This window comes from Arthrobacter sp. Y3223166, from assembly GCF_059090935.1.
On sequence record NZ_JBNHGE010000045.1, the window covers coordinates 1 to 20,550 of the forward strand.

Annotated in this window: 19 protein-coding genes; 14 read left to right on the forward strand and 5 right to left on the reverse strand. The window is 68.9% G+C overall.

Annotated features, from left to right (window positions below; translation table 11 throughout):
• Nucleotides 1-105: 105 nt before the first annotated feature.
• The 3 genes from AC5RUH_RS14585 to guaB1 form a co-directional block, all read right to left on the reverse strand.
• Entirely contained in the window at nucleotides 106-1,155 is a 1,050-nt protein-coding gene (locus AC5RUH_RS14585) for a hemolysin family protein (RefSeq protein WP_494012449.1), read from the reverse strand.
• A gap of 8 nt (nucleotides 1,156-1,163) precedes the next feature.
• Entirely contained in the window at nucleotides 1,164-2,507 is a 1,344-nt protein-coding gene (locus AC5RUH_RS14590; protein ID WP_494025622.1) for a hemolysin family protein, read from the reverse strand.
• A gap of 331 nt (nucleotides 2,508-2,838) precedes the next feature.
• A complete protein-coding gene (gene guaB1, locus AC5RUH_RS14595) occupies nucleotides 2,839-4,293 on the reverse strand; it encodes a GMP reductase (protein WP_494128942.1) in 1,455 nt (484 codons plus the stop codon).
• Nucleotides 4,294-4,692: 399 nt separating this feature from the next.
• Here guaB1 and AC5RUH_RS14600 point away from each other — a divergent pair, with 399 nt between their 5' ends.
• The 5 genes from AC5RUH_RS14600 (at nucleotide 4,693) to AC5RUH_RS14620 (ending at nucleotide 10,979) form a co-directional block, all read left to right on the forward strand.
• Nucleotides 4,693-8,511 (forward strand): multifunctional oxoglutarate decarboxylase/oxoglutarate dehydrogenase thiamine pyrophosphate-binding subunit/dihydrolipoyllysine-residue succinyltransferase subunit, encoded by a 3,819-nt coding sequence (locus tag AC5RUH_RS14600; protein ID WP_494128943.1) that lies wholly within the window; start codon nucleotides 4,693-4,695, stop codon nucleotides 8,509-8,511.
• A gap of 85 nt (nucleotides 8,512-8,596) precedes the next feature.
• Entirely contained in the window at nucleotides 8,597-9,196 is a 600-nt protein-coding gene (locus AC5RUH_RS14605; protein ID WP_494000156.1) for a GDSL-type esterase/lipase family protein, read from the forward strand.
• A gap of 197 nt (nucleotides 9,197-9,393) precedes the next feature.
• Nucleotides 9,394-10,218: a DUF4097 family beta strand repeat-containing protein gene (locus tag AC5RUH_RS14610; protein WP_494128944.1), complete on the forward strand. Its 825-nt coding sequence runs from the start codon at nucleotides 9,394-9,396 to the stop codon at nucleotides 10,216-10,218.
• Complete coding sequence (locus AC5RUH_RS14615) at nucleotides 10,218-10,814, forward strand: PadR family transcriptional regulator (RefSeq protein WP_494000158.1); 597 nt, start codon at nucleotides 10,218-10,220, stop codon at nucleotides 10,812-10,814. Before AC5RUH_RS14610 ends, AC5RUH_RS14615 begins: the two co-directional genes overlap by 1 nt.
• Before the next feature lie 90 nt (nucleotides 10,815-10,904).
• Nucleotides 10,905-10,979 carry a 50S ribosomal protein bL37 gene (locus AC5RUH_RS14620; RefSeq protein WP_369299106.1) on the forward strand — a complete coding sequence of 25 codons (75 nt, stop codon included), beginning with the start codon at nucleotides 10,905-10,907 and terminating at the stop codon, nucleotides 10,977-10,979.
• Between the two features lie 123 nt (nucleotides 10,980-11,102).
• Here the strand turns inward: AC5RUH_RS14620 and rsrA are convergent, their stop codons facing one another.
• On the reverse strand, nucleotides 11,103-11,366 hold the full coding sequence (gene rsrA / locus AC5RUH_RS14625; protein ID WP_493979048.1) for a mycothiol system anti-sigma-R factor: 264 nt from the start codon (nucleotides 11,364-11,366) through the stop codon (nucleotides 11,103-11,105).
• Nucleotides 11,363-12,067 (reverse strand): sigma-70 family RNA polymerase sigma factor, encoded by a 705-nt coding sequence (locus tag AC5RUH_RS14630; RefSeq protein ID WP_494012455.1) that lies wholly within the window; start codon nucleotides 12,065-12,067, stop codon nucleotides 11,363-11,365. Before AC5RUH_RS14630 ends, rsrA begins: the two co-directional genes overlap by 4 nt.
• A gap of 327 nt (nucleotides 12,068-12,394) precedes the next feature.
• On the opposite strand from AC5RUH_RS14630, the gene AC5RUH_RS14635 reads away from it, so the two are divergent.
• From AC5RUH_RS14635 to AC5RUH_RS14675, 9 genes are all read left to right on the forward strand, one after another.
• Nucleotides 12,395-12,976 carry a DoxX family protein gene (locus tag AC5RUH_RS14635; protein WP_494012456.1) on the forward strand — a complete coding sequence of 194 codons (582 nt, stop codon included), beginning with the start codon at nucleotides 12,395-12,397 and terminating at the stop codon, nucleotides 12,974-12,976.
• A 5-nt stretch (nucleotides 12,977-12,981) separates the two neighbouring features.
• Nucleotides 12,982-14,307, forward strand: coding sequence for a 3-phosphoshikimate 1-carboxyvinyltransferase (aroA, locus tag AC5RUH_RS14640; RefSeq protein WP_494101523.1), 1,326 nt, complete (start codon nucleotides 12,982-12,984; stop codon nucleotides 14,305-14,307).
• Between the two features lie 2 nt (nucleotides 14,308-14,309).
• Entirely contained in the window at nucleotides 14,310-15,413 is a 1,104-nt protein-coding gene (gene rsgA / locus AC5RUH_RS14645) for a ribosome small subunit-dependent GTPase A (RefSeq protein ID WP_494128945.1), read from the forward strand.
• 68 nt (nucleotides 15,414-15,481) lie between these two features.
• On the forward strand, nucleotides 15,482-16,366 hold the full coding sequence (gene hisN, locus AC5RUH_RS14650; RefSeq protein WP_494000163.1) for a histidinol-phosphatase: 885 nt from the start codon (nucleotides 15,482-15,484) through the stop codon (nucleotides 16,364-16,366).
• A gap of 25 nt (nucleotides 16,367-16,391) precedes the next feature.
• Nucleotides 16,392-17,150 (forward strand): class I SAM-dependent methyltransferase, encoded by a 759-nt coding sequence (locus AC5RUH_RS14655; RefSeq protein ID WP_494012459.1) that lies wholly within the window; start codon nucleotides 16,392-16,394, stop codon nucleotides 17,148-17,150.
• A gap of 65 nt (nucleotides 17,151-17,215) precedes the next feature.
• A complete protein-coding gene (locus AC5RUH_RS14660; protein WP_494012460.1) occupies nucleotides 17,216-18,124 on the forward strand; it encodes a metal ABC transporter substrate-binding protein in 909 nt (302 codons plus the stop codon).
• The gene (locus AC5RUH_RS14665) at nucleotides 18,121-18,900 is read left to right on the forward strand and encodes a metal ABC transporter ATP-binding protein (protein ID WP_494000166.1); all 780 of its coding nucleotides are present in this window, start codon (nucleotides 18,121-18,123) and stop codon (nucleotides 18,898-18,900) included. The genes AC5RUH_RS14660 and AC5RUH_RS14665 overlap by 4 nt, the downstream gene beginning before the upstream one ends.
• On the forward strand, nucleotides 18,887-19,786 hold the full coding sequence (locus AC5RUH_RS14670) for a metal ABC transporter permease (protein WP_494101525.1): 900 nt from the start codon (nucleotides 18,887-18,889) through the stop codon (nucleotides 19,784-19,786). The genes AC5RUH_RS14665 and AC5RUH_RS14670 overlap by 14 nt, the downstream gene beginning before the upstream one ends.
• Before the next feature lie 23 nt (nucleotides 19,787-19,809).
• Nucleotides 19,810-20,535 (forward strand): metal-dependent transcriptional regulator, encoded by a 726-nt coding sequence (locus tag AC5RUH_RS14675; RefSeq protein WP_494000168.1) that lies wholly within the window; start codon nucleotides 19,810-19,812, stop codon nucleotides 20,533-20,535.
• Nucleotides 20,536-20,550: the final 15 nt, after the last annotated feature.

Below are 20,550 nucleotides of genomic sequence, written 5' to 3' on the forward strand. Positions count from 1 at the left end.
CGGGGCTGACCCGCCCCGGGACTGGCGCGTGGCGCGGAACGGTCCTGCCGCCCCGGGACTGGCGCGTGGCGCGGAACGGTCCTGCCGCCCCGCGCCACGCGAGGGCTATTCGCCGGTCCGGCGCAGTCCCTGGGCCTGCGTTTCGTCGCGGATCTCGCCCACCAGCACTTCCAGCACGTCCTCGAGGAACAGCACGCCGTGCGTGGTGCCGTCGGACCCCAGCACGCGGGCAAGGTGCGAGCCGGTGCGCTGCATGACGGCGAGCGCGTCCTCAATTTCGTCATCGAGCGCCAGGTTGGCCAGGGTGCGGACCTTGGTGACCGGAATCGTCTTGTTGAGCCGGTCCTCCGGGATGGTCATCACGTCCTTGAGGTGCAGGTACCCGGTGAGGTTGTCGTTGGCATCGGCCACGGCAAACCGGGAGAACCCGGTCCGCCCCACCGCGCGCTCGAACTGCTCCGGCGTGGTGTCGACGCCGATGGTGACCAGTTCATCAAGCGGCACCATCACGGCGGCGGCGGTCACGGCAGAGAACTCCAGCGAACTGGAGATCAGTCCGGCGTCGTCGTCGACCAGCCCGTGCCTGGTGGATTCCTGCACAATGGACTGGACTTCCTCCAGCGTGAAGGTGGAAGAGACCTCGTCCTTCGGCTCGATCCGCACGGCCCGCAGCAAGTGGTTCGCGGTCCAGTTCAGGGTGGAGATCACCGGCCGCACTACCTTGGAGACCGCCACCAGCGGCGGAGCCAGCAGCAGCGCGGCCTTGTCTGCCATGGACACGGACATGTTCTTCGGCACCATTTCGCCGAAGGTCACGTGCAGGAACGTCACCAGCAGCAGCGCCACGGCGAACGAAATGCCGTAGGAGATCTCGTGCGGAATGCCCAGCCAGCCCTCCAGCGGCAGCAACAGCAGTTCCTTGATCGCCGGCTCGGCCACGTTCAGGATCAGCAGCGAACACACGGTGATGCCCAGCTGCGCGCAGGCCAGCATCAGGGAGACGTGCTCCATGGCCCAGAGCGTGGTCTTGGCGCGCTTGGAGCCGCTGTCGGCCAGCGGCTCGATCTGGCTGCGGCGGGCGGACATGACGGCGAATTCGGCGCCGACGAAGAACGCGTTGGCGAACAGCAGCACCACCAGCCAGAAAATTCCCATGGCGGCCATCAGAGCGCACCGCCCGCGGTGCCGGCCTCAGGCAGCACCGCACCGGTTGCCGGACTCGGGATGAAACGGACGCGGTCCACCCGCCGTCCGTCCAATCGCTCGACTTCCAGCGCGCCCCCGTCCACGGCCACGGTGTCCCCCACCACCGCAATCCTGCCCAGCTGCGCCATGATGAAGCCGCCGACCGTTTCGTAGCTGGCCCCGTCGGGCACGGTCAGCTGCGGGATTTGCTCGCTGACCTCGTCCGGACGCATCAGGCCGGGGAAGTACCAGTTTCCGGCGGCGCTCTGCAGCACGCCGGGCTTCACCCGGTCGTGCTCGTCGGCGACTTCGCCCACGATCTCTTCCACCAGGTCCTCCAGCGTCACCACGCCGGCGGTGCCGCCGTACTCGTCGAGCACCACGGCGAACTGAAGGTTTGCGGCCCGCAGCTCCGACAGCAGCGAATCCAGGTGCACCGTCTCGGGCACCCGCAGCACGTCGGCCATGATGGCGCCCACGGGCAGGTGCGGACGCTTCTTGCGCGGCACCCCGATCGCCTTCTTGATGTGCGCGACGCCGCGGACGTCGTCGGGGGAATCGCCGAGCACCGGGAACCGGGAGTAGCCGGTGCGGCGGGCCGCGGCGATGAGGTCGGCAACGGTCTGGTCCGCGTCGATGAACTCCACCCGGATGCGCGGCGTCATCACGTCCGCCGCGGTCCTGCCGGAGAAAGACAAGGTCTTGGCGAGGAAGTTCGCGGTCCCGGCATCCAGGGTGCCCATTTCCGCGGAGCGGCGTACCAGCGATGCCAGCTCGGAGGGCGTGCGGGCGCCGGACAGCTCTTCTTTGGCCTCCAGCCCGAACAGGTGCAGCACCTTGTTGGCGAAGCCGTTGAGCAGCAGCACGAACGGCTTGAACACCGCGGTGAAGATCAGTTGCGGCCGGGCCACCAGCTTGCCGACCGCCATGGGCAAGGCGATGGACGCGTTCTTCGGCACGAGTTCGCCCAGCAGCATGGACAGGAGGGTGGCGATCACCATGGCGATCACCGCGCCCACCGGCTGGATGACGGCCTCGGCCAGGCCCAGCGCGGTCAGCGGCGGACGCAGCAGCGAACTGATGGCCGGTTCCATCAGGAAACCGGTCAGCAGCGTGGTGAGGGTGATGCCGAGCTGGCAGCTGGAAAGTTGCGTGGAGAGGGACTTCAGGCATTTCATCAGCGGCACTGCACCGCGGTCGCCGTTGTCGATGGCGCGCTGCACGGTGGGCTGGTCAAGGGCCACCAGAGCGAATTCCACGGCGACAAAAAAGCCGGTGCCGAGGATCAGCAGCATGCCGGCGGTGATTTGGATCCATTCCATTTAGTGCGCCACCGCCCCAAACTTCAGGCGGTCGGAGGGAAACGGAGGGGGGTCGTCCGAGCCCGGACTAGGAGGCTCCTGACCGGCCGCGCGGGCGGCAAGTGTGTGACGGGCGCGTGCACGGGATTTGCCGGTGCTGGGTGACGCCTCGCACGCGGCGCCCTGCTGGGCTGCCTGTGCTCCCGCGGTCCGGCATGCTGCCTGCCCTGCGGGGTGCGTCACGGACCGGCTCCTAGAATAGCTGTCCATTATGGGCAATAGCGTAGCAGGCGGGGTTACGCCGGGGGCAGTCCCAGGCGGCCGTTCTGCCGCCGGCGTACCGGCGGCAGTCCTACCAGCTCTCCGGCAGCGGACGGCCTTCCTCGTAACCGGCGGCCGACTGCACGCCCACGATGGCGCGTTCGCGGAACTGCACCAGGTTCTGTGCGCCGGCGTAGGTCAGCGAGCTGCGCAGGCCGGCGGTGATCCCGTCCAGCAGGTCCTCGACGCCGGGGCGCAGCGGGTCCAGGTACATCTTGGAGGACGAAATGCCTTCTTCGAAGAGCGCCTTGCGGGCCCGTTCAAAGGCGTCCTCCCGCCGGGTCCGGTTTTGGACGGCGCGGGCCGACGCCATGCCAAAGCTTTCCTTGTACTTGCGGCCGTTGCTGTCCGTGAGCAGGTCTCCCGGGCTTTCGTGCGTTCCGGCGAACCAGGAACCGATCATCACCTGGCTGGCCCCGGCCGCCAGCGCCAGGGCGACATCCCGCGGATAGCGGACCCCGCCGTCGGCCCACACGTGGGCGCCGAGCTCCCGGGCCGCCTCCGCGCATTCCTGCACGGCGGAGAACTGCGGCCGGCCCACGGCCGTCATCATGCGGGTGGTGCACATGGCGCCGGGTCCCACGCCGACCTTGACGATGTCCGCGCCGGCTTCGACCAGGTCGCGCACGCCGTCGGCGCTGACCACGTTGCCGGCGACCACCGGAACCTGCGGGTCCAGGCTGCGGACCGCTTCGAGGGCGTCGAACATCTTGCGCTGGTGCCCGTGGGCTGTATCAACCACCAGGACGTCCACCCCGGCCTGCAGCAGCGCCTCGGCCTTGGCGCGGACGTCGCCGTTGATCCCGACGGCGGCGGCTACCTTCAGGCGGCCCTGCGGATCCAGCGCGGGGGTGTAGATGGTCGAGCGCAGCGCGCCGGCACGGGTGAGCGCGCCGACCAGCACGCCGTCGTCGTCCACGACCGGCGCAAAGGACGCCGAGGCCGAGTCGAACAGGTCGAAGGCCTGCCGCAGCGCAGTGTCCGCCCCGGCGTCGAACATGGAGGCATCAAGCAGCAGCGGGTGGGCCGCCATCACCGACTCCAGCGACGCGTAGCGGTCCACGCCCTCACAGTCCTCGGCGCGCACCACGCCCACGCACTTGCCGGCGTCGTCCACCACCGCAACCGCGCCGTGCGCGCGTTTGTCCATCAGGTGCATGGCATCGATCACGGTGTTGCCCGCGGTCAGCTCCAACGGCGTTTCGAAAACGATGTGGCGGTCCTTGATCCACCCGGTGACCTCTGACAGCACGTTCAGCGGGACGTCCTGCGGCAGCACGGCCAGCCCGCCGCGCCTCGCCATCGTCTCCGCCATGCGGCGGCCGCTGACGGCGGTCATGTTCGCCACGACCAGGGGAATGGTGCTCCCGGTGCCGTCGCCGGCTGACAGGTCCACATCCAGCCTCGACGTGATATCCGAGCGCGAAGGCACCAGGAAAACGTCCGAGTAGGTCAGGTCGGTCATCGGCTCGTTGATCAGGCGCATGGCTGCTCTCTTTCCTCGTCGCCGTGCAGGCCGGGGCGGCCAGGTGGCGCGGTGGCCGGTCGGGTAGGTGGGGCTGCGGGCCAGGGGTCCGGATCCGTTGTGTCCGTGCGCTGCCGGGGCTGCGCACGGAGGGCGGTCCGGCCGCCTGCATATTTCCCGGCTCCCCTGAAAGTCTAGGGCCGTCCGGCCGCGGGACGAATCGGCACGAAGTTCCCCCGCTTAAACGCTAAAGATTAGCCTGCGTTGGGAAAGTGTCATTAGACTGGCAACTGGTCCAGATCTAGTGCGCGGCAGATGCGCACTCGCAATTCCGCTGCTGGCCGGCAGGTTCGGAAGGCAGCCAAGGGAAGCGCGTGATCTGCAGGGCAAGCGGCAATTCACGGAAGAGGCGTATCACAAGTGCCAGAGCATCCCAACCTTCGTCTACCCGAAGAATTCGGCGGTAACGAATGGCTCGTTGACGAGATCTACGAGCAGTACCTCCAAGACAAGAATTCCGTGGACAAGAAATGGTGGAGCATCTTCGAGGCGGCCAACGGCGGCGACGGCAGCCCGAAAGACACTGCAGCTTCCCCGGCGGGCGCCTCCGCGCCTTCCCGCCCCGCCGCGGCTAATACCGCGCCCCAGGCCTCGGGCGAGAGCACGGCCACGGAGCAGGCCGGAACCAAGCCGATTCCCGCCGACAATGAGCCGGCCCCCAACACCTCCACCAACAGCTCCGCCGCCCCCGCCAAGCCTGCGGCGAAGGCCGAGCCGGCCGAGAAGGCCGAGAAGGCCGAGGCCAAGCCTGCCCCGATCCCCGCCCAGTTGCCCAAATCCGCGCCCAGCGCACTGGCCGAAGAAGACACCGTCTCCGTGCTGCGCGGCCCGGCCAAGGCCATTGCCACCAACATGGACGCCAGCCTGAGCGTGCCAACCGCGACGACGGTGCGCGCGGTTCCCGCCAAGCTGCTGATCGACAACCGCCTGGTGATCAATTCCAACCTGGCCCGCGCCCGCGGCGGCAAGGTCTCCTTCACCCACCTCATCGGCTACGCCGTGGTCAAGGCGCTGGGCCAGTTCCCCAGCCAGAACGTCCACTACGCCGAGATCGACGGCAAGCCCGCCGCCGTCCAGCCGGCCCACGTCAACTTCGGCATCGCGATCGACATGCCCAAGCCGGACGGAACCCGCCTGCTGGTGGTGCCGAACATCAAGCGCGCCGAAACCATGAACTTCTCCGAGTTCTGGCACACCTACGAGGACCTGATCAAGCGGGCCCGCGCCGGGAAGCTCACCGCCGACGACTACGCCGGCACCACGGTTTCGCTGACCAACCCGGGCGGCATCGGCACGGTGCACTCCGTCCCCCGGCTGTCCAAGGGCCAGGCCACCATTGTGGGCGTCGGTGCCCTCGAGTACCCCGCCGAGTTCCGCGGCGCCAGCGAACGGACGATCGCCGCACAGGGCGTCGGCAAGATCATCACGCTCACCTCTACCTACGACCACCGGGTCATCCAGGGTGCCGGCTCGGGCGAGTTCCTGCGCCTGATCGAATCGCTGTTGCTGGGCGAACAGGGCTTCTACGACGAGATCTTCGAAGCGCTGCGTATCCCGTACGAGCCGGTCCGCTGGCGCCCGGACAACCAGGTGGACGTCGACCTGCAGGTCAACAAGGTGGCCCGCATCCAGCAACTGGTGCACGCCTACCGCGTCCGCGGCCACTTGATGGCGGACACCAACCCGCTGGAGTACGTCCAGCGCAAGCACCCGGACCTGGACATCAACACGTACGGGCTGACCCTCTGGGACCTGGACCGCGAATGGGTCACCGGCGGATTCGGCGGCAAGGACCGCCTGAAGCTGCGCGACATTTTGGGCGTGCTGCGTGATGCCTACTGCCGCACCACCGGCATCGAATACATGCACATCCAGAACCCGGCCGAGCGGGAGTGGTTCCAGAACGAACTGGAACGCGAGTACGCCAAGCCCAGCCGCGAGGAGCAGTTGCGCATCCTGGGCAAGCTCAACGCCGCCGAGGCGTTCGAAACCTTCCTGCAGACCAAGTTCGTGGGCCAGAAACGATTCTCGCTGGAAGGCGGAGAGTCCCTGATCCCGCTGCTTGATGCGGTGATCTCCGACGCCGCCGACGACGGCCTGGACGAAGTGGCCATCGGCATGGCCCACCGCGGCCGGCTGAACGTGCTCACCAACATCGCCGGCAAGACCTACGCACAGGTCTTCCGCGAGTTCGAGGGCACCCAGGACCCCCGCAGCGTCCAAGGCTCCGGCGACGTGAAGTACCACCTGGGCACGGAAGGGAAGTTCACCTCCGACAACGGCAACGAGACCAAGGTCTACCTGGCCGCCAACCCTTCCCACCTGGAGGCCGTCGACCCGGTGCTCGAGGGCATTGCCCGCGCCAAGCAGGACCGGCTGGACAAGGGCGACGAGTTCCCGGTGCTGCCGATCATCATCCACGGAGACGCCGCCTTCGCCGGCCAGGGCGTAGTGGCAGAGACCCTGAACCTGTCACAGCTGCGCGGCTACCGCACCGGCGGCACCGTGCACATCGTGGTCAATAACCAGGTCGGCTTCACCACGTCGCCGCACGCCTCGCGGTCCTCGGTGTACTCCACCGACGTGGCAAAGATGATCCAGGCCCCGGTCTTCCACGTGAACGGCGACGACCCCGAGGCCGTGGTCCGCGTGGGGCAGCTGGCCTACGAGTACCGCCAGCGCTTCCACAAGGACGTCGTCATCGACATGGTCTGCTACCGCCGTCGCGGACACAACGAGGGCGACGATCCCTCGATGACGCAGCCGATGATGTACAACCTCATCGAAGCCAAGCGCTCCACCCGCAAGCTGTACACGGAGGCTCTGGTGGGCCGCGGCGACATCACCCAGGACGAAGCCGACCAGGCCCTGCGCGACTACCAGGAACGGCTGGAGCGGGTCTTCGCCGAGACGCATGCGGCGCAGACCTCGCCGATCCCGGTCATCACCAAGGACTCCGCCGCCGTGTCCGACCTGGAGCGCCCGCTCTCCCAGCAGACCGAGGACAGGGCCGATGTGCCCGCCGGCACCGCCGTGTCCGCCGAGATGATGGCCCGGATCGGCAAGGCGCACGTGGAAGTACCGGAGGGATTCTCCGTCCACCCGAAACTGAAGGCGCTGCTGGAGCGCCGCGAGCAGATGTCCCGCGAGGGCAACATCGACTGGGGCTTCGGCGAACTCGCGGCCTTCGGCTCGCTGCTGATGGAAGGGGTGCCGGTACGCCTTGCCGGCCAGGACTCCCGCCGCGGCACCTTCGTGCAGCGTCACGCGGTCTTCCACGACCGCGTCACCGGCGAAGAGTGGGCGCCGCTGAGCCACCTGTCCGACGACCAGGCCAAGCTGTGGATCTACGATTCGCTGCTGTCCGAGTACGCGGCCATGGGCTTCGAATACGGCTACTCGGTCGAGCGCCCGGACGCACTGGTGCTGTGGGAGGCCCAGTTCGGCGACTTCGTCAACGGTGCCCAGACGGTGATCGACGAGTTCCTCTCCTCGGCCGAGCAGAAGTGGGGCCAGCGGTCGTCGCTGGTGCTGCTGCTGCCGCACGGCTATGAAGGCCAGGGCCCGGACCACTCGTCGGCCCGGATCGAGCGGTTCCTGCAGATGTGCGCCGAGGACAACATGATCGTGGCCAACCCGACCACCCCGGCCTCGCACTTCCACCTGCTGCGCCGCCAGGCCTACAACCGTCCGCGCAAGCCGCTGATCATCTTCACCCCGAAGCAGCTGCTGCGGCTGAAGGCTGCCGCGGCCAAGGTGGAGGACTTCACCAGCGGCACGTTCCAGCCGGTCATCGGCGACGTTCAGGACCTCAACGGCCAGGACGTCGACCGTGTGGTGCTGGTCTCCGGCCGGCTCTACTACGACCTGCTGGCCGCGCGCCAGAAGAACTCCGACACCAAGACGGCGCTCGTCCGGGTGGAACAGCTCTACCCGCTGCCGGTTGACGAGATCAAGGCGGAACTGGCCAAGTACCCGAACGCGGAAATCGTCTGGGCACAGGACGAACCGGCCAACCAGGGCCCGTGGCCCTTCATGGGCCTGTACCTGCCCGACGCCCTGGACCGTCAGCTGCGCCTGGTTTCCCGCCCGGCCTCCGCTGCCACCTCCACCGGCTCGGCCAAGCGCCACGCCGCGGAGCAGGATGTCCTGGTCAAGAAGGCCTTTGAACGCCGCTAAGTAAGATGGCGGGCGGGGTGCCGCAGGGCGCCCCGCCCACTTTCGTTTAAGCCCGCTTCCTATCCGTCGAACCAGAAAGCTACCCGTGGAGCAACGCAGAATCAGGATCGCCGCCGTGGGTGATCAACTGCTGGCCGGAGTGGGCGACCCGCGCGCCCTCGGCTGGCTCGGCCGCACCTTGGCCCGGACCAACCCGGACCCAGCCACCCTGGAATCCTTCGTGCTGGCCTCGCCCAACGAAGGAACGGAGGAACTGGCCGGCCGCTGGCTGCAGGAAGCCGGACGGCGTTTCGATGACGGCTTCGAAAACCGGCTCGTCATCGGGCTGTCCGGCCGCGATCTCGAGCTCGGACTATCCACGGCGCGCAGCCGGCTCAACCTGGCGAACATCCTCGACGGAGCGGCGCAGCTGAGCGTCAAGGTCTTCGTCGTCGGCCCGCCGCCGGGACTGGACCCGGACCGCAACATCCAGCTGGCCGAGCTGTCCACCGCCTTCGGCGATGTCACCACCCGGCGCAAGCACGTCTTCGTCGACACGTTCACGCCGCTGTTGAACCACGAGCAGTGGCGCACCGACCTGGCCAGCAACGGAGGGGCCCCCGGCCAAGCGGGCTACGGGCTGCTGGCCTGGCTGGTGCTGCACCGCGGGTGGTACCCGTGGCTGGACCTCCCCGAGCCTTTCTGAGCGGGCGCGCAGGACACGGGCGTGCCGTGCAGGCCCTGAACACCGCCTCGGCGGGACCGGAAAACGCTCCGGTCCCGCCGTTCCGCTTTAAGGACGCGGTTCCGGCCCTTGCGGTCGCGGCAGTCGCGATATATCGTGTCCTGCATCACAAGATATATCGCGTTTAGAGCGGTTTATCGCCAGAGGCAGGACAGGCCATGAACGATACGTGGAGCATCGACGGCCCCCGGACGATCGACGTCGACGATGTCCGTTCGCTGCGGGCATCCATCGTGAAGGGGCGGCTGGACATCATCGTCCATGACGAGCCGACGGTCCGCGTCGAGGTCTCCGAGGTCTCCGGATCACCCCTGGAGATGACCCTGCGCAACGGCACGCTGGAGATCAGCCACGGCAAGGCCGGCGACGGCCCGCTGGGTTTCCTCGCCCGCCGCGTCAACCTGGTGCTTCCCGGAGCCCGGGACGAAGCGGTGATCAGTATTGGCGTTCCCCGGGATCTGCCCGTCAAGGCCGCCACCGTCAGTGGCGACGGCCTGGTGTGTGGCACCGCGGCCGGGGCGGATGTCAGCACGGTCACCGGGTCCATGATGGCGGACGACACGGCCGGCATGCTCACCGTCAATACGGTCAGCGGCGAAATCATCGTCCGCGAGCACAGCGGGAATCTGGTGGCCAAGAGCGTCTCCGGCGAAATCACCGCCTCGGGCTTCCTGGGCCATATCCGCGCCAGCACGGTCAGCGGCGACCTGGGTTTCGATTTGCACGGCGCCCCGGAGGACTTGGCCGTCAATTCCGTCTCCGGCGACGTTACCGTGCGCGTACCGGAGGAATGCGGGGTGGACGTGGCTGCTTCCTCGGCCACCGGCAGCATCACGGTGAACGACCAGAAGTTTTTCGGACTCTCCGAGAAGGTGAAAACCCGGATCGGGCCGGAAGGACCGGGGCTCACTATCCGCTCCACCACGGTTTCGGGCACCTTGGCGGTCTTCCACCGGGACAACGCCGGAAGCCAGGTCGGTTGATGACTCCGGTCTTCGCGCATGGCGCCTTGCGGCTCTACCTGCTCGCGCTGGTGGCGGAGGGCGACAAGCATGGTTATGACATCATCCGTGCCCTCAGCGACCGGTTCGGCGGCACCTACTCCCCCAGCGCGGGCACCGTCTACCCCAGGCTGGCCAAACTTGAGGAGGAAGGGCTGGTGATCACCTCCTCCGATGGCCGGCGCACGGTGTACAGCATCACCGACGCCGGGCGGGCGGAGCTGGCTGCCCGCCGGGAAGAGCTGGCCGGAGTCGAAGCCGACATCTCTGCCTCGGTGCGGCGGCTCGCGGACGAACTGCGGGAGGAACTGCGCAGTTCAATGAAGGGGCTGCGGGCCGACCTTGCCGCCTCGGCCGAGGCCGCCCGCACCAACGCCCGGAAGTCGCCGCGGGCGGCCGAGGCCGCCGGACAGCGCACGGTGAAGGAACTGGAACACCTGCTCAACGATTTCCGCGACGACGTGAGGGTGCACTTGCGCCGGCGGACCGCGGCCGGCACCGTGGACGAAGTCGCCGTGCAGACCATCAGGACCGTGCTGGAGCAGGCCAAGGCCTCCATCACGGCGGCCCTGCGCTGACCGCTCCGGGCCTTCCTCCGGTTAGGAGGTGGGGCAGGCATATGACAGACTGGTGCGCAGTTCTTTTTCGTCCAGCAAAGGAGGCAGCCCATGAGCAAGCGAGCACGCAAGCGCCGCGACCGTAAGCGCGGCGGCGCAAACCACGGCAAGCGCCCCAACACCTAAGCAGTCGCCAACAGCCCGCGCGGCTGAGGCTGCTGAGACAAGAACCCCCGCACCCGGTTTGGGCGACGGGGGTTCTTTCGTTGTTCCCTGCGCGTTCCCTGCAGCCAGGACGCGGCAGGCCCGTTACACGGTGTCGGTTTCCCTGATGTGGCTGATCCTGTCCAGAATCCGTTCCTTGAGCGTCTGTGGTGCGTGCTCCTGGCAGGAGCGCTTCACCACCGAGCGGATCAGGCACTCCAGGTTGTGTTCTTCGGCGCATTCGGGACAGCTGTCCAGATGCGCCTTAATCTCCGCTAGGTCATCGCGGGAGAGTGCGCCGTCGACGTACTCGTAGATCCGCTGCATCCGGTCGTCTTCGCAGTCGCCCAGTCCGTGGCAGTCGCTCATGTGCCGTTCTCCTGTTGTGTCCCCACCGCCGCCGCGGCGTTTTTCTTGTCCTTGGTGCCTGACATGCCACGTTCGTGCGCATAATCTGCGAGCAGTTCGCGCAGCAATTTGCGTCCCCGGTGCAGGCGGGACATCACGGTGCCGATGGGGGTGTTCATGATTTCCGATATTTCCTTGTACGCGAAGCCCTCCACGTCCGAAAAGTAGACGGCCAGCCGGAATTCCTCCGGGATCGCCTGGAGGGCGTTCTTCACGTCCGAGTCCGGCAGGTGGTCCAGCGCCTCCGCTTCCGCCGAGCGGAGCCCGGAGGAGGTGTGCGCGGCAGCCTGGAACATCTGCCAGTCCTCGACCTGGTCCGTGTTGGACTGCTGCGGCTCGCGCTGCCGCTTCCGGTAGAGGTTGATGTACGTATTGGTCAGGATCCGGTAGAGCCAGGCCTTCAGATTGGTGCCCGGCTTGTACTGGTGGAAGGCCGAAAACGCCTTGGTGTAGGCCTCCTGCACCAGGTCCTCGGCGTCGCTGGGGTTGCGTGCCATCCGCATCGCCGCCGAATAGAGCTGGTCCACATACTGCATGGCGTCGCGTTCGAACCGGGCACGGCGCTGGTCGGCGGTTTCCGTCTGGACGTCGACCTGATCCGGCTCCCCCGCCGTGGCGGGGTTGGCGCGGTCCTGGGTGGCGTCCGAATTCTCAGTCGTCATTGGCTCCCAGTCTACGCTGGGCTGCCCTGACGCCGGGGCGGACGCAGCGCCGGCAACCGGGCCTGCGCGGCCCCGTTCGGCAAGCGCTGTAGGCACAGGATCTCCCTCCGTTTCGACACCTTGCCGGCCGGAGACAACGCACCGGCCTTCCTCTCATGGCTAACCGCCGACGAGCCGCAACTATTCCCCGCCGGCCGCGGTAAACGGCCCCGCAAGGTGTGCGGTGCCAACAAAAGTGCCAGACTAGTGTCCAGTGCCACCTTCCCGGGGCCTGGCTCCGGGAAAGGCGCAGATCCTTCGACGCACGCTGACAGCCAGGAGGCTTCCATGTCAATCGTCCGCCTTGCCGCCCGCCCGCTGCTGGCCACAAGCTTTGTAGCTACCGGAATAGACCGTCTGCGCCACACCGACGAAACCGCGGTGTCCCTGCGGCCGCTGGTCCAGCAGACAGAATCCGTCCTTCCCGCGGCTGGCGCCCTGGCCGGGCAGGAGAAGCTGATGGCCCGCGCTATCGGCGCGGCCCAGGTGGGAGCAGGTGTGCTCTTGGGCATGGGCAAGTTCTCGCGGCTCGCGGCTGCCGTACTGGCCGGCACCACAGCCCTCAATACCGTGGTGGATTACCGCGCCGCCGATTCCGCAACGCCGGAAGCCAGGCGCACCCGCCGCAACCAACTCTTGAAGAATCTGTCCTTGATCGGTGCGGTCCTGCTCGCCGCTGTGGATACCAATGGCCGGCCCGGCCTGGTGTGGCGGGCCGAGCACCTTGCCGCTGACGCCCGGCGCAACGTCCGCTCCATCGGCAAAGACGCCCGCCGCAATGCCGGTTCTATCGGCCATGACGCCCGGAAGCAGCTGAAGAAGGCCGAGCGCGCGGTGCGCGAAGCCACGGCGGACGTGGTGGCATCCTGAACGCAATGCCCCACGCTGCCAACCACTGGCCCGCCCCCTTCGCGGAGCGGCCGATCGATGCAACAGTAGAAGTCCCCGCCTCCAAGTCCCTCACCAACCGTTACCTGGTGCTCGCCGCGCTGGCCGACGGCCCCTCCCGGCTGCGCTCCCCGCTGCACTCGCGGGACACCGTTCTGATGGTGGAGGCGCTGCGGTCCCTGGGGGCCGGCATCACGGAGACGGAGGGCGACGGCCGGTTCGGCCCGGACCTGTTGGTGGAACCGATCGACCCGGCGCGCCCGCTGGGAGCTGCCCGCATCGACTGCGGACTGGCAGGCACGGTCATGCGGTTCGTGCCGCCCCTGGCGGCGCTGTGCAGCGGCGCCGTGGAGTTCGACGGCGACCCGGCGGCGCGGCGCCGGCCCATGTCCCCCACCATCGACGCACTGCGCCGGCTGGGCGTGGACGTGGACGACCGCGGGCTCGGCAGCCTGCCGTTCCGCGTCACCGGCGCGGGTGAAGTGGCCGGAGGCCACCTGGCGATCGATGCCAGCGCCTCCTCGCAGTTCGTTTCCGCCCTCCTGCTGGTCGGTCCCCGTTTCCGCGACGGACTGCACCTCGAGCACACCGGCGACCGCGTGCCGAGCCTGGACCACATTTCCATGACGGTGCGGCTGCTGCGGGACCTGGGCGTGCGCGTCGACGACTCCACCCCCAACCACTGGGTGGTCTCCCCGGGCCCGATCCGTGCCTTCGATACCCGGATCGAGCAGGATCTTTCCAACGCCGGCCCGTTCCTGGCCGCCGCCCTGGCCACCCGCGGCCGGGTCAGGATCCCCAACTGGCCCACTGCCACCACCCAGGTGGGCGACGCCTGGCGGGACATCCTGCCGCGGCTGGGCGCCACGGTCACGCTGGAGGACGGCACCCTGACCGTCACCGGCGGCGCCTCGATCACCGGCGCCGACCTCGCCGACACCAGCGAGCTGGCGCCGACCGCGGCGGCGCTGTGCGCGTTGGCCGACGGCGAGTCCCGCCTGAGCGGCATTGCCCACCTGCGCGGCCATGAGACGGACCGCTTGGCGGCCCTGGTGGCGGAAATCAACCGGCTGGGCGGCGACGCCGAGGAAACGGAAGACGGTTTGCTCATCCGGCCCAAGCCGCTGCACGGCGGCCTGTTCCATTCCTACGAAGACCACCGCATGGCGACCGCCGGCGCCATCCTCGGGTTGGCCGTGCGCGGCGTGGAGGTCGAGGACATCGGCACCACGGCGAAGACGATGCCCGAGTTCCCGCAGCTGTGGCAGGACATGTTCACCGTTGCCCCGGCGGCCTCGGCCAGCGAGGGCTGACGGTGTCGCGCAGCACCGGCAGCTGGGACGAATCGGATGTGCGCATCCGCCCGAACAAGCGCGGTTCCCGTCCGCGCACCAAGGACCGCCCGGCCCACGAGGATGCGGAGCTCGGGCGGATCGTCACCGTCGACCGCGGCCGCTACACCGCCGTCGTCGATGAAGACACTCCCCGCGAGCGCATCGTCGTCGCGGCCCGGGCCCGAGAGTTGCGCCGCACCCCGGTGGTCACCGGAGACTTCGTGGCCCTGGTCGGCGATGTTTCCGGCGAACCCGACAGCCTCGCCCGGCTGGTCCGGGTGGAGGAACGGCGCACCCTGCTGCGCCGCAGCGCGGACGACACCGACCCGGTTGAACGCGCGGTGGTGGCCAACGCCGACCAGCTGGTCATCGTGGTGGCGGCGGCGAACCCCGAACCCCGCACCGGGTTCATCGACCGGGCGCTGGTGGCCGCGTACGACGCCGGGATCCGCCCGCTGCTGTGCGTCACCAAGGCCGACCTGAAGGACCCCGCCGAGCTGCTGTCCAATTACGAGCACCTGGAGCTGCCGGTGATCGTCAGCCGCACCGCCGCCGCCGACGCCCTCGGCGTGGACACCCGCTCCGACGAGGGCCTGTCCGCGCGGCTCGATACCGACGCCGTGGCCGCGCTGCGCGGTTATCTCGACGGCAAGGTCACCGTCACCCTCGGCCACTCGGGCGTCGGCAAGTCCACCATGGTCAATGCGCTCACCGGGGCCCAGCGCGCCACCGGCGGGGTCAACGCCGTTACCGGGCGCGGCCGGCACACGTCGTCGTCGGCCCTGGCGCTGAAGGTCCAGGACTCGCCCGCAGGCACCTGGATCATCGACACCCCGGGCATCCGCTCCTTCGGTCTGGCCCACGTGGACCCTGACCGGATCCTGTCCGCCTTCCCCGACCTGGAGCCCGGCACCGCCGACTGTCCGCGCGGTTGCAAACACGACGCCGCCGCCGTGGGCTGCGGGCTGGACCCCTACGTCGCGGACGGCGGGGCCGGTGACGCGGGGGCGGTGAGGCTTTCGTCGCTCCGCCGCCTGCTGGGGGCCGAAGAGCGCCCCGAGGCCAAGGAACTCGGCACGGTCTAAGGGCCGCCTGCCGGGCCGCAGGCTCCGCCTCCCGCGTCCGCACTTCACTTACCGATAGGTTGAAACCTATGACCCACGCTTCGCAAAGCTACAACGACGATCTGCGCCTGGCCCACGTGATGGCCGACTCCGTGGATGCGCAGACCATGGCCCGCTTCAAGGCCCTCGACCTGAAGGTGGAGACCAAGCCGGACCTGACGCCGGTCACGGACGCCGACCGCGCCGCCGAAGAGGCAATCCGCGGGCAGCTCTCCCGCTCCCGCCCGCGCGACGCCGTGCTCGGCGAAGAATTCGGCAGCAGCGGCCACGGCGCCCGCCGCTGGATCATCGACCCGATTGACGGCACCAAGAACTTTGTCCGGGGCGTGCCGGTCTGGGCCACCCTGATCGCGTTGGTGGACGAGGGGCAGCCGGTAGTCGGGCTGGTCAGCGCGCCGGCATTGGGCAAGCGCTGGTGGGCCGCCAAGGGAACCGGCGCCTACACGGGACGTTCGCTGGCCACCGCGACCCGGCTCCAGGTCTCCGCCGTGGACCGGCTGGAGAACGCGTCGCTGTCCTACTCCAGCCTGGGCGGCTGGAAGGAACGCGGGAACCTGGACGACTTCCTTGGCCTGACCGAATCCGTCTGGCGCACGCGGGCCTTCGGCGATTTCTGGTCCTACTGCCTGGTGGCCGAGGGCGCCGTGGACATCGCCTGCGAACCGGAACTGAACCTCTACGACATGGCCGCCCTGGTGCCGATCGTGACCGAAGCCGGCGGGCGGTTCAGCTCGCTGGAGGGCGAAGACGGCCCGTTCGGCGGCAACGCGCTGGCCACCAACGGCCTGCTCCACGTCGAGGCCCTGCACCGCCTGAACCCCGAACTGCGCGGACAGCGCCCCGCCGGGTCAGCCGCGGCAGCGTACGACGACGAAGCGGCCGGCAGCATCGAGGCCGCCGGCGAGGGCCGGTAGCACGCCGCCGCACCAGGAGCACCACGTGGCACACAGCGGCCCCCGGATGGACGATGAGCGGCGGCGCGCCTACGCCGACACCTTCCAGCAGGGCGGCGAACACTACGACCGCATCCGTCCCGGCTACCCCGACGACGCCGTCGACTGGCTGCTGCCGGCCGGCGCACGGGATGCCGCCGACGTGGGAGCCGGCACCGGAAAGTACACCGCCGCCCTGGCCGCACGCGGACTGCGGGTGGTTGCGGTGGATCCCTCGGCCGACATGCTCGCGCAGCTGCAGCGGAACCTTCCGGGCGTGGCCACCGTGGTGGGCACCGCCGAGGACACCGGCCTCCCCGACGCCGGCATGGACGTGGTCACCGTGGCCCAGGCCTGGCACTGGACCGATCCGTTGCGGGCGAGCACCGAGGCCGCCCGCATCCTCAAGCCCGGCGGGACCCTGGGCCTGGTGTGGAACCAGTTGGATACCGGCGTGCCGTGGGTGCACCGCCTCTCGCGCATCATGCATGCCGGCGACGTGCTCAAGCCCGGTTTCCGCCCCCGAGTCGGCCCGGAGTTCGACCCGCCGGAAGGGCACGAGACCCGGTGGCGGGACCGGCTCAGCACCGGCGACGTGATGGAGCTGGTCAAAACCCGCAGCTACTACCTGCGCGCGACGGAGGCCACCCGGGCGAAAGTCCTGGGCAACCTCGACTGGTACCTGCACGACCATCTGGGCCACTCCCCCGGGGCAATGATCGACCTGCCCTACCTGACCCATAGCTGGCGGGCCAGGAAGATCTGACCCCGGTCCCCGGACATTTTTCTCCCGCGGTTGTTTTGAGGCTGGCCGTCCTGCAAAATTTAGGCATGCCGAAACTTTGGGCGAGGGGGTTCCTGCTGGCCGTTGCCATCGTGCTGGCGGCGACCGGCTGTGCGGCGCCGCCGCAGTCCGCCGCCGCGTCGGAGCGGCCGCTGGTGCTGACCACGTTCACCGTGCTGGCCGACATGGCCGACACAATCGGCGGCGGCCACGTGGAGGTCGCGTCCATCACCAAGGTCGGCGCGGAGATCCACGGCTACCAGCCCACGCCGTCGGACCTGGTGCGGGCGCAGGACGCGGACCTCATCCTGGACAACGGGCTGGGCCTCGAACGCTGGTTCGCACGCTTCCTGAATGCAGTCCCGGCCCCGCACGTGGTCCTCAGCGACGGCGTGGAGCCGGTGGGCATCACCGCCGGAAATTATGCCGGGAAGCCGAACCCGCACGCGTGGATGTCCCCGAAGGCGGCGAAGGTCTATGTGGACAACATCGTGGACGCCTTCAGCCGCCTGCTGCCCGCACACGCCGCCGACTTTCGCCGCAACGGCGCGGAATACCAACGGGAGCTGGACGTGCTGATGGCCGGCCTGGAGTCGGCCTTCGCCGATCCGTCGGCCGTTCCGGCTTTGGTCAGCTGTGAAGGCGCCTTCTCCTACCTGGCCCGCGACGCCGGGTTGCGTGAGGCCTATCTCTGGCCGGTGAACTCCGATGCCGAGGGCACACCCCGGCAAATCAGGGACGTGATCGGCCAGGTCTCCGAGCACCGGATCCCGGCGGTGTTCTGCGAATCGACCGTCAACCCGGAATCGATGCAGCAGGTCGCCGCCGCCACCGGCGCCCGCCTCATCACGCCGCTGTACGTGGACTCCCTCTCGGGACCGGACGGCCCGGTGCCCACCCACCTGGAGCTGATCCGGCACGACATCTCCCTGATCAAGGAAGGACTGGCCCCGTGAGCACCCCCGACCTCCCGCCCGGCGCCGCCGCCATCTCCGTGCTCGGCCTCACCGTGGCCTACAACGACGTCGTCGCCCTGGACCGCGTCTCCGCCACGGTGGCACCGGGAACCATCTGCGGCCTGATCGGGGTCAACGGCTCCGGGAAGTCCACCCTGTTCAAGTCGCTGATGGGACTCGTCCACCCGGCGTCGGGCACGGTGGAACTGTTTGGGCTGTCGCCCCGGCAGTCGCGGAAGCTGAACCTGGCCAGTTACGTGCCGCAGTCCGAAGACGTCGACTGGACTTTTCCGGTCTCCGTGCGCGACGTCGTGATGATGGGCCGCTACGGCCGGCTCGGACCCATGCGCCGCCCCCGCCGCCGGGACCGCGAGGCGGTCGACGCAGCCCTGGAACGCACCGGCCTGAGCCACCTGCAGCACCGGCAGATCGGCGAACTCTCCGGCGGCCAGCGCAAGCGCGCCTTCGTGGCCCGCGGCATAGCCCAGCACGCCGGCCTGCTGCTGCTCGATGAGCCCTTCGCCGGGGTGGACAAGGCCTCCGAGGCGGTCCTGATCGCCCTGCTGAAGGAACTGCGCGACGAGGGCAGGACGATCCTGATCTCCACCCACGACCTGGCCGGCATCCCGCAGCTGTGCGACGAGGCCATCCTGCTGCACCAGAAAATACTCGCGCACGGCCGGCCCGCAGACGTGCTCACCAACGAAAACCTGGCCCTGGCCTTCGGCTCCGCGCTGGCCGGTCCGGGGGAAGGAACACGCAGTGGAGCTGTTTAACTGGTTGCTGGAACCCCTGCAGTACGGGTTTCTTACCCGCGCCCTGGTGGTAACGCTGGCCGCCTCCGTCGTGTCGGCTGTGCTGTCCTGCTGGCTGATCCTGATGGGTTGGTCGCTGATGGGCGACGCGGTCTCCCACGCGGTGCTCCCCGGCGTCGCCCTGGCATACATCGTCGGGGTGCCGTTCTCGCTGGGCGCCTTCATCTTCGGCGCCGCGGCGGTGGCGCTGATCGGCGGCGTGCGATCCTCCACCCGCCTGAAGGGCGACACCGTGATCGGCGTGGTGTTCACGGCGTTCTTCGCGGCCGGGCTGGCCATCATCTCCAAGACGCCCAGCCAAACCGACCTGCAGCACATCCTCTTCGGCAACGTGCTGGGCGTCAGCGACGGCGAACTGCTGCAGGTGCTCATCCTCGGCGCCGTGGCGCTGTGCGTGCTGCTGTTCAAGCGCCGCGACCTGACGCTGTTCGCCTTCGACCGCATCCACGCCCATGCCATCGGGCTCAGCACCCGCTGGCTGTCGGTGCTGCTGCTCGGGCTGCTGGCGATCACCGTCGTCGTCGGGCTGCAGGCGGTCGGCATCGTGCTGGTGGTGGCCATGCTCATCACGCCGGGGGCGACCGCGTTCCTGCTGACCCGCAGGTTCGATGCCATGCTGGCGATCGCCGCCTCCGTCACCGCCGCCGCCTCGGTCGCCGGCATCTACGCCAGCTACTACCTGGACGTCGCCACCGGCGCGGCGGTGGTCCTGGCCCAGGCCCTGGTCTTCCTCGTGGTCTACCTGGGCGCGCCGCGGACCGGGGTAATCTGGCAGTTGGCCCGGCGCCGCACGCGGCGGGGCTCGCCCGCGCAGCCCGGCTCCGCCGCCGCCAACCTGCCGTCCTGACACGTTCGACGAGAGTGAGACGCATGCCCCCGGCCAGGAAAACCGCGCTGAGCAGCGGCTCATCCAGCGTGCAGGACTACGTCAAGGTCATCTACGCCTTCACCGAGTGGCAGGACAAGCCCATCACCTCCTCGCAGCTGGCCGGCCGGCTCGGGGTGGCCAATTCCTCGGTCTCAGAGATGGTGCGCAAGCTGGTGGAACTGCAGCTGGTGGACCACCGGCCGTACAGCGCCATCGAACTGACCGACGCCGGCCGCCGGCTGGCCCTGACCATGGTCCGCCGGCACCGGGTCCTGGAGACCTTCCTGGTGCAGGAACTCGGCTATGCCTGGGACGAAGTCCACGACGAAGCCGAGCTGCTCGAACATACCGTCTCCGACATGTTCATCGACCGGATGGCGGCCAAGCTGGGCCATCCGCAGCGCGATCCGCACGGCGACCCCATCCCGGCGGCGGACGGCACCGTCCACGTCCCCAGCGCGGTGCAGCTGGAAGAACTCGACGGCGGACACACCGGCCGGATCACCCGGATCAGCGACGCCGATGCCGACCTCCTGCGCTTCTTCAGCGCCGAGCGGATCGGACTCGACGACCGGGTGGAAGTGGTCGGCCGGCGCCCCTTCGGCGGTGCGCTGGTGGTCCGGTTCGGCCCGGACGGGGCGGGCCGGGAGCTGGACCTGGGCGACCAGGCGGCCGCCGCCCTGTGGGTGCACGGCGATCCGCACCCCGGCTGCCGGCTCGCTTCGTGAGCACGACGCCGCGCG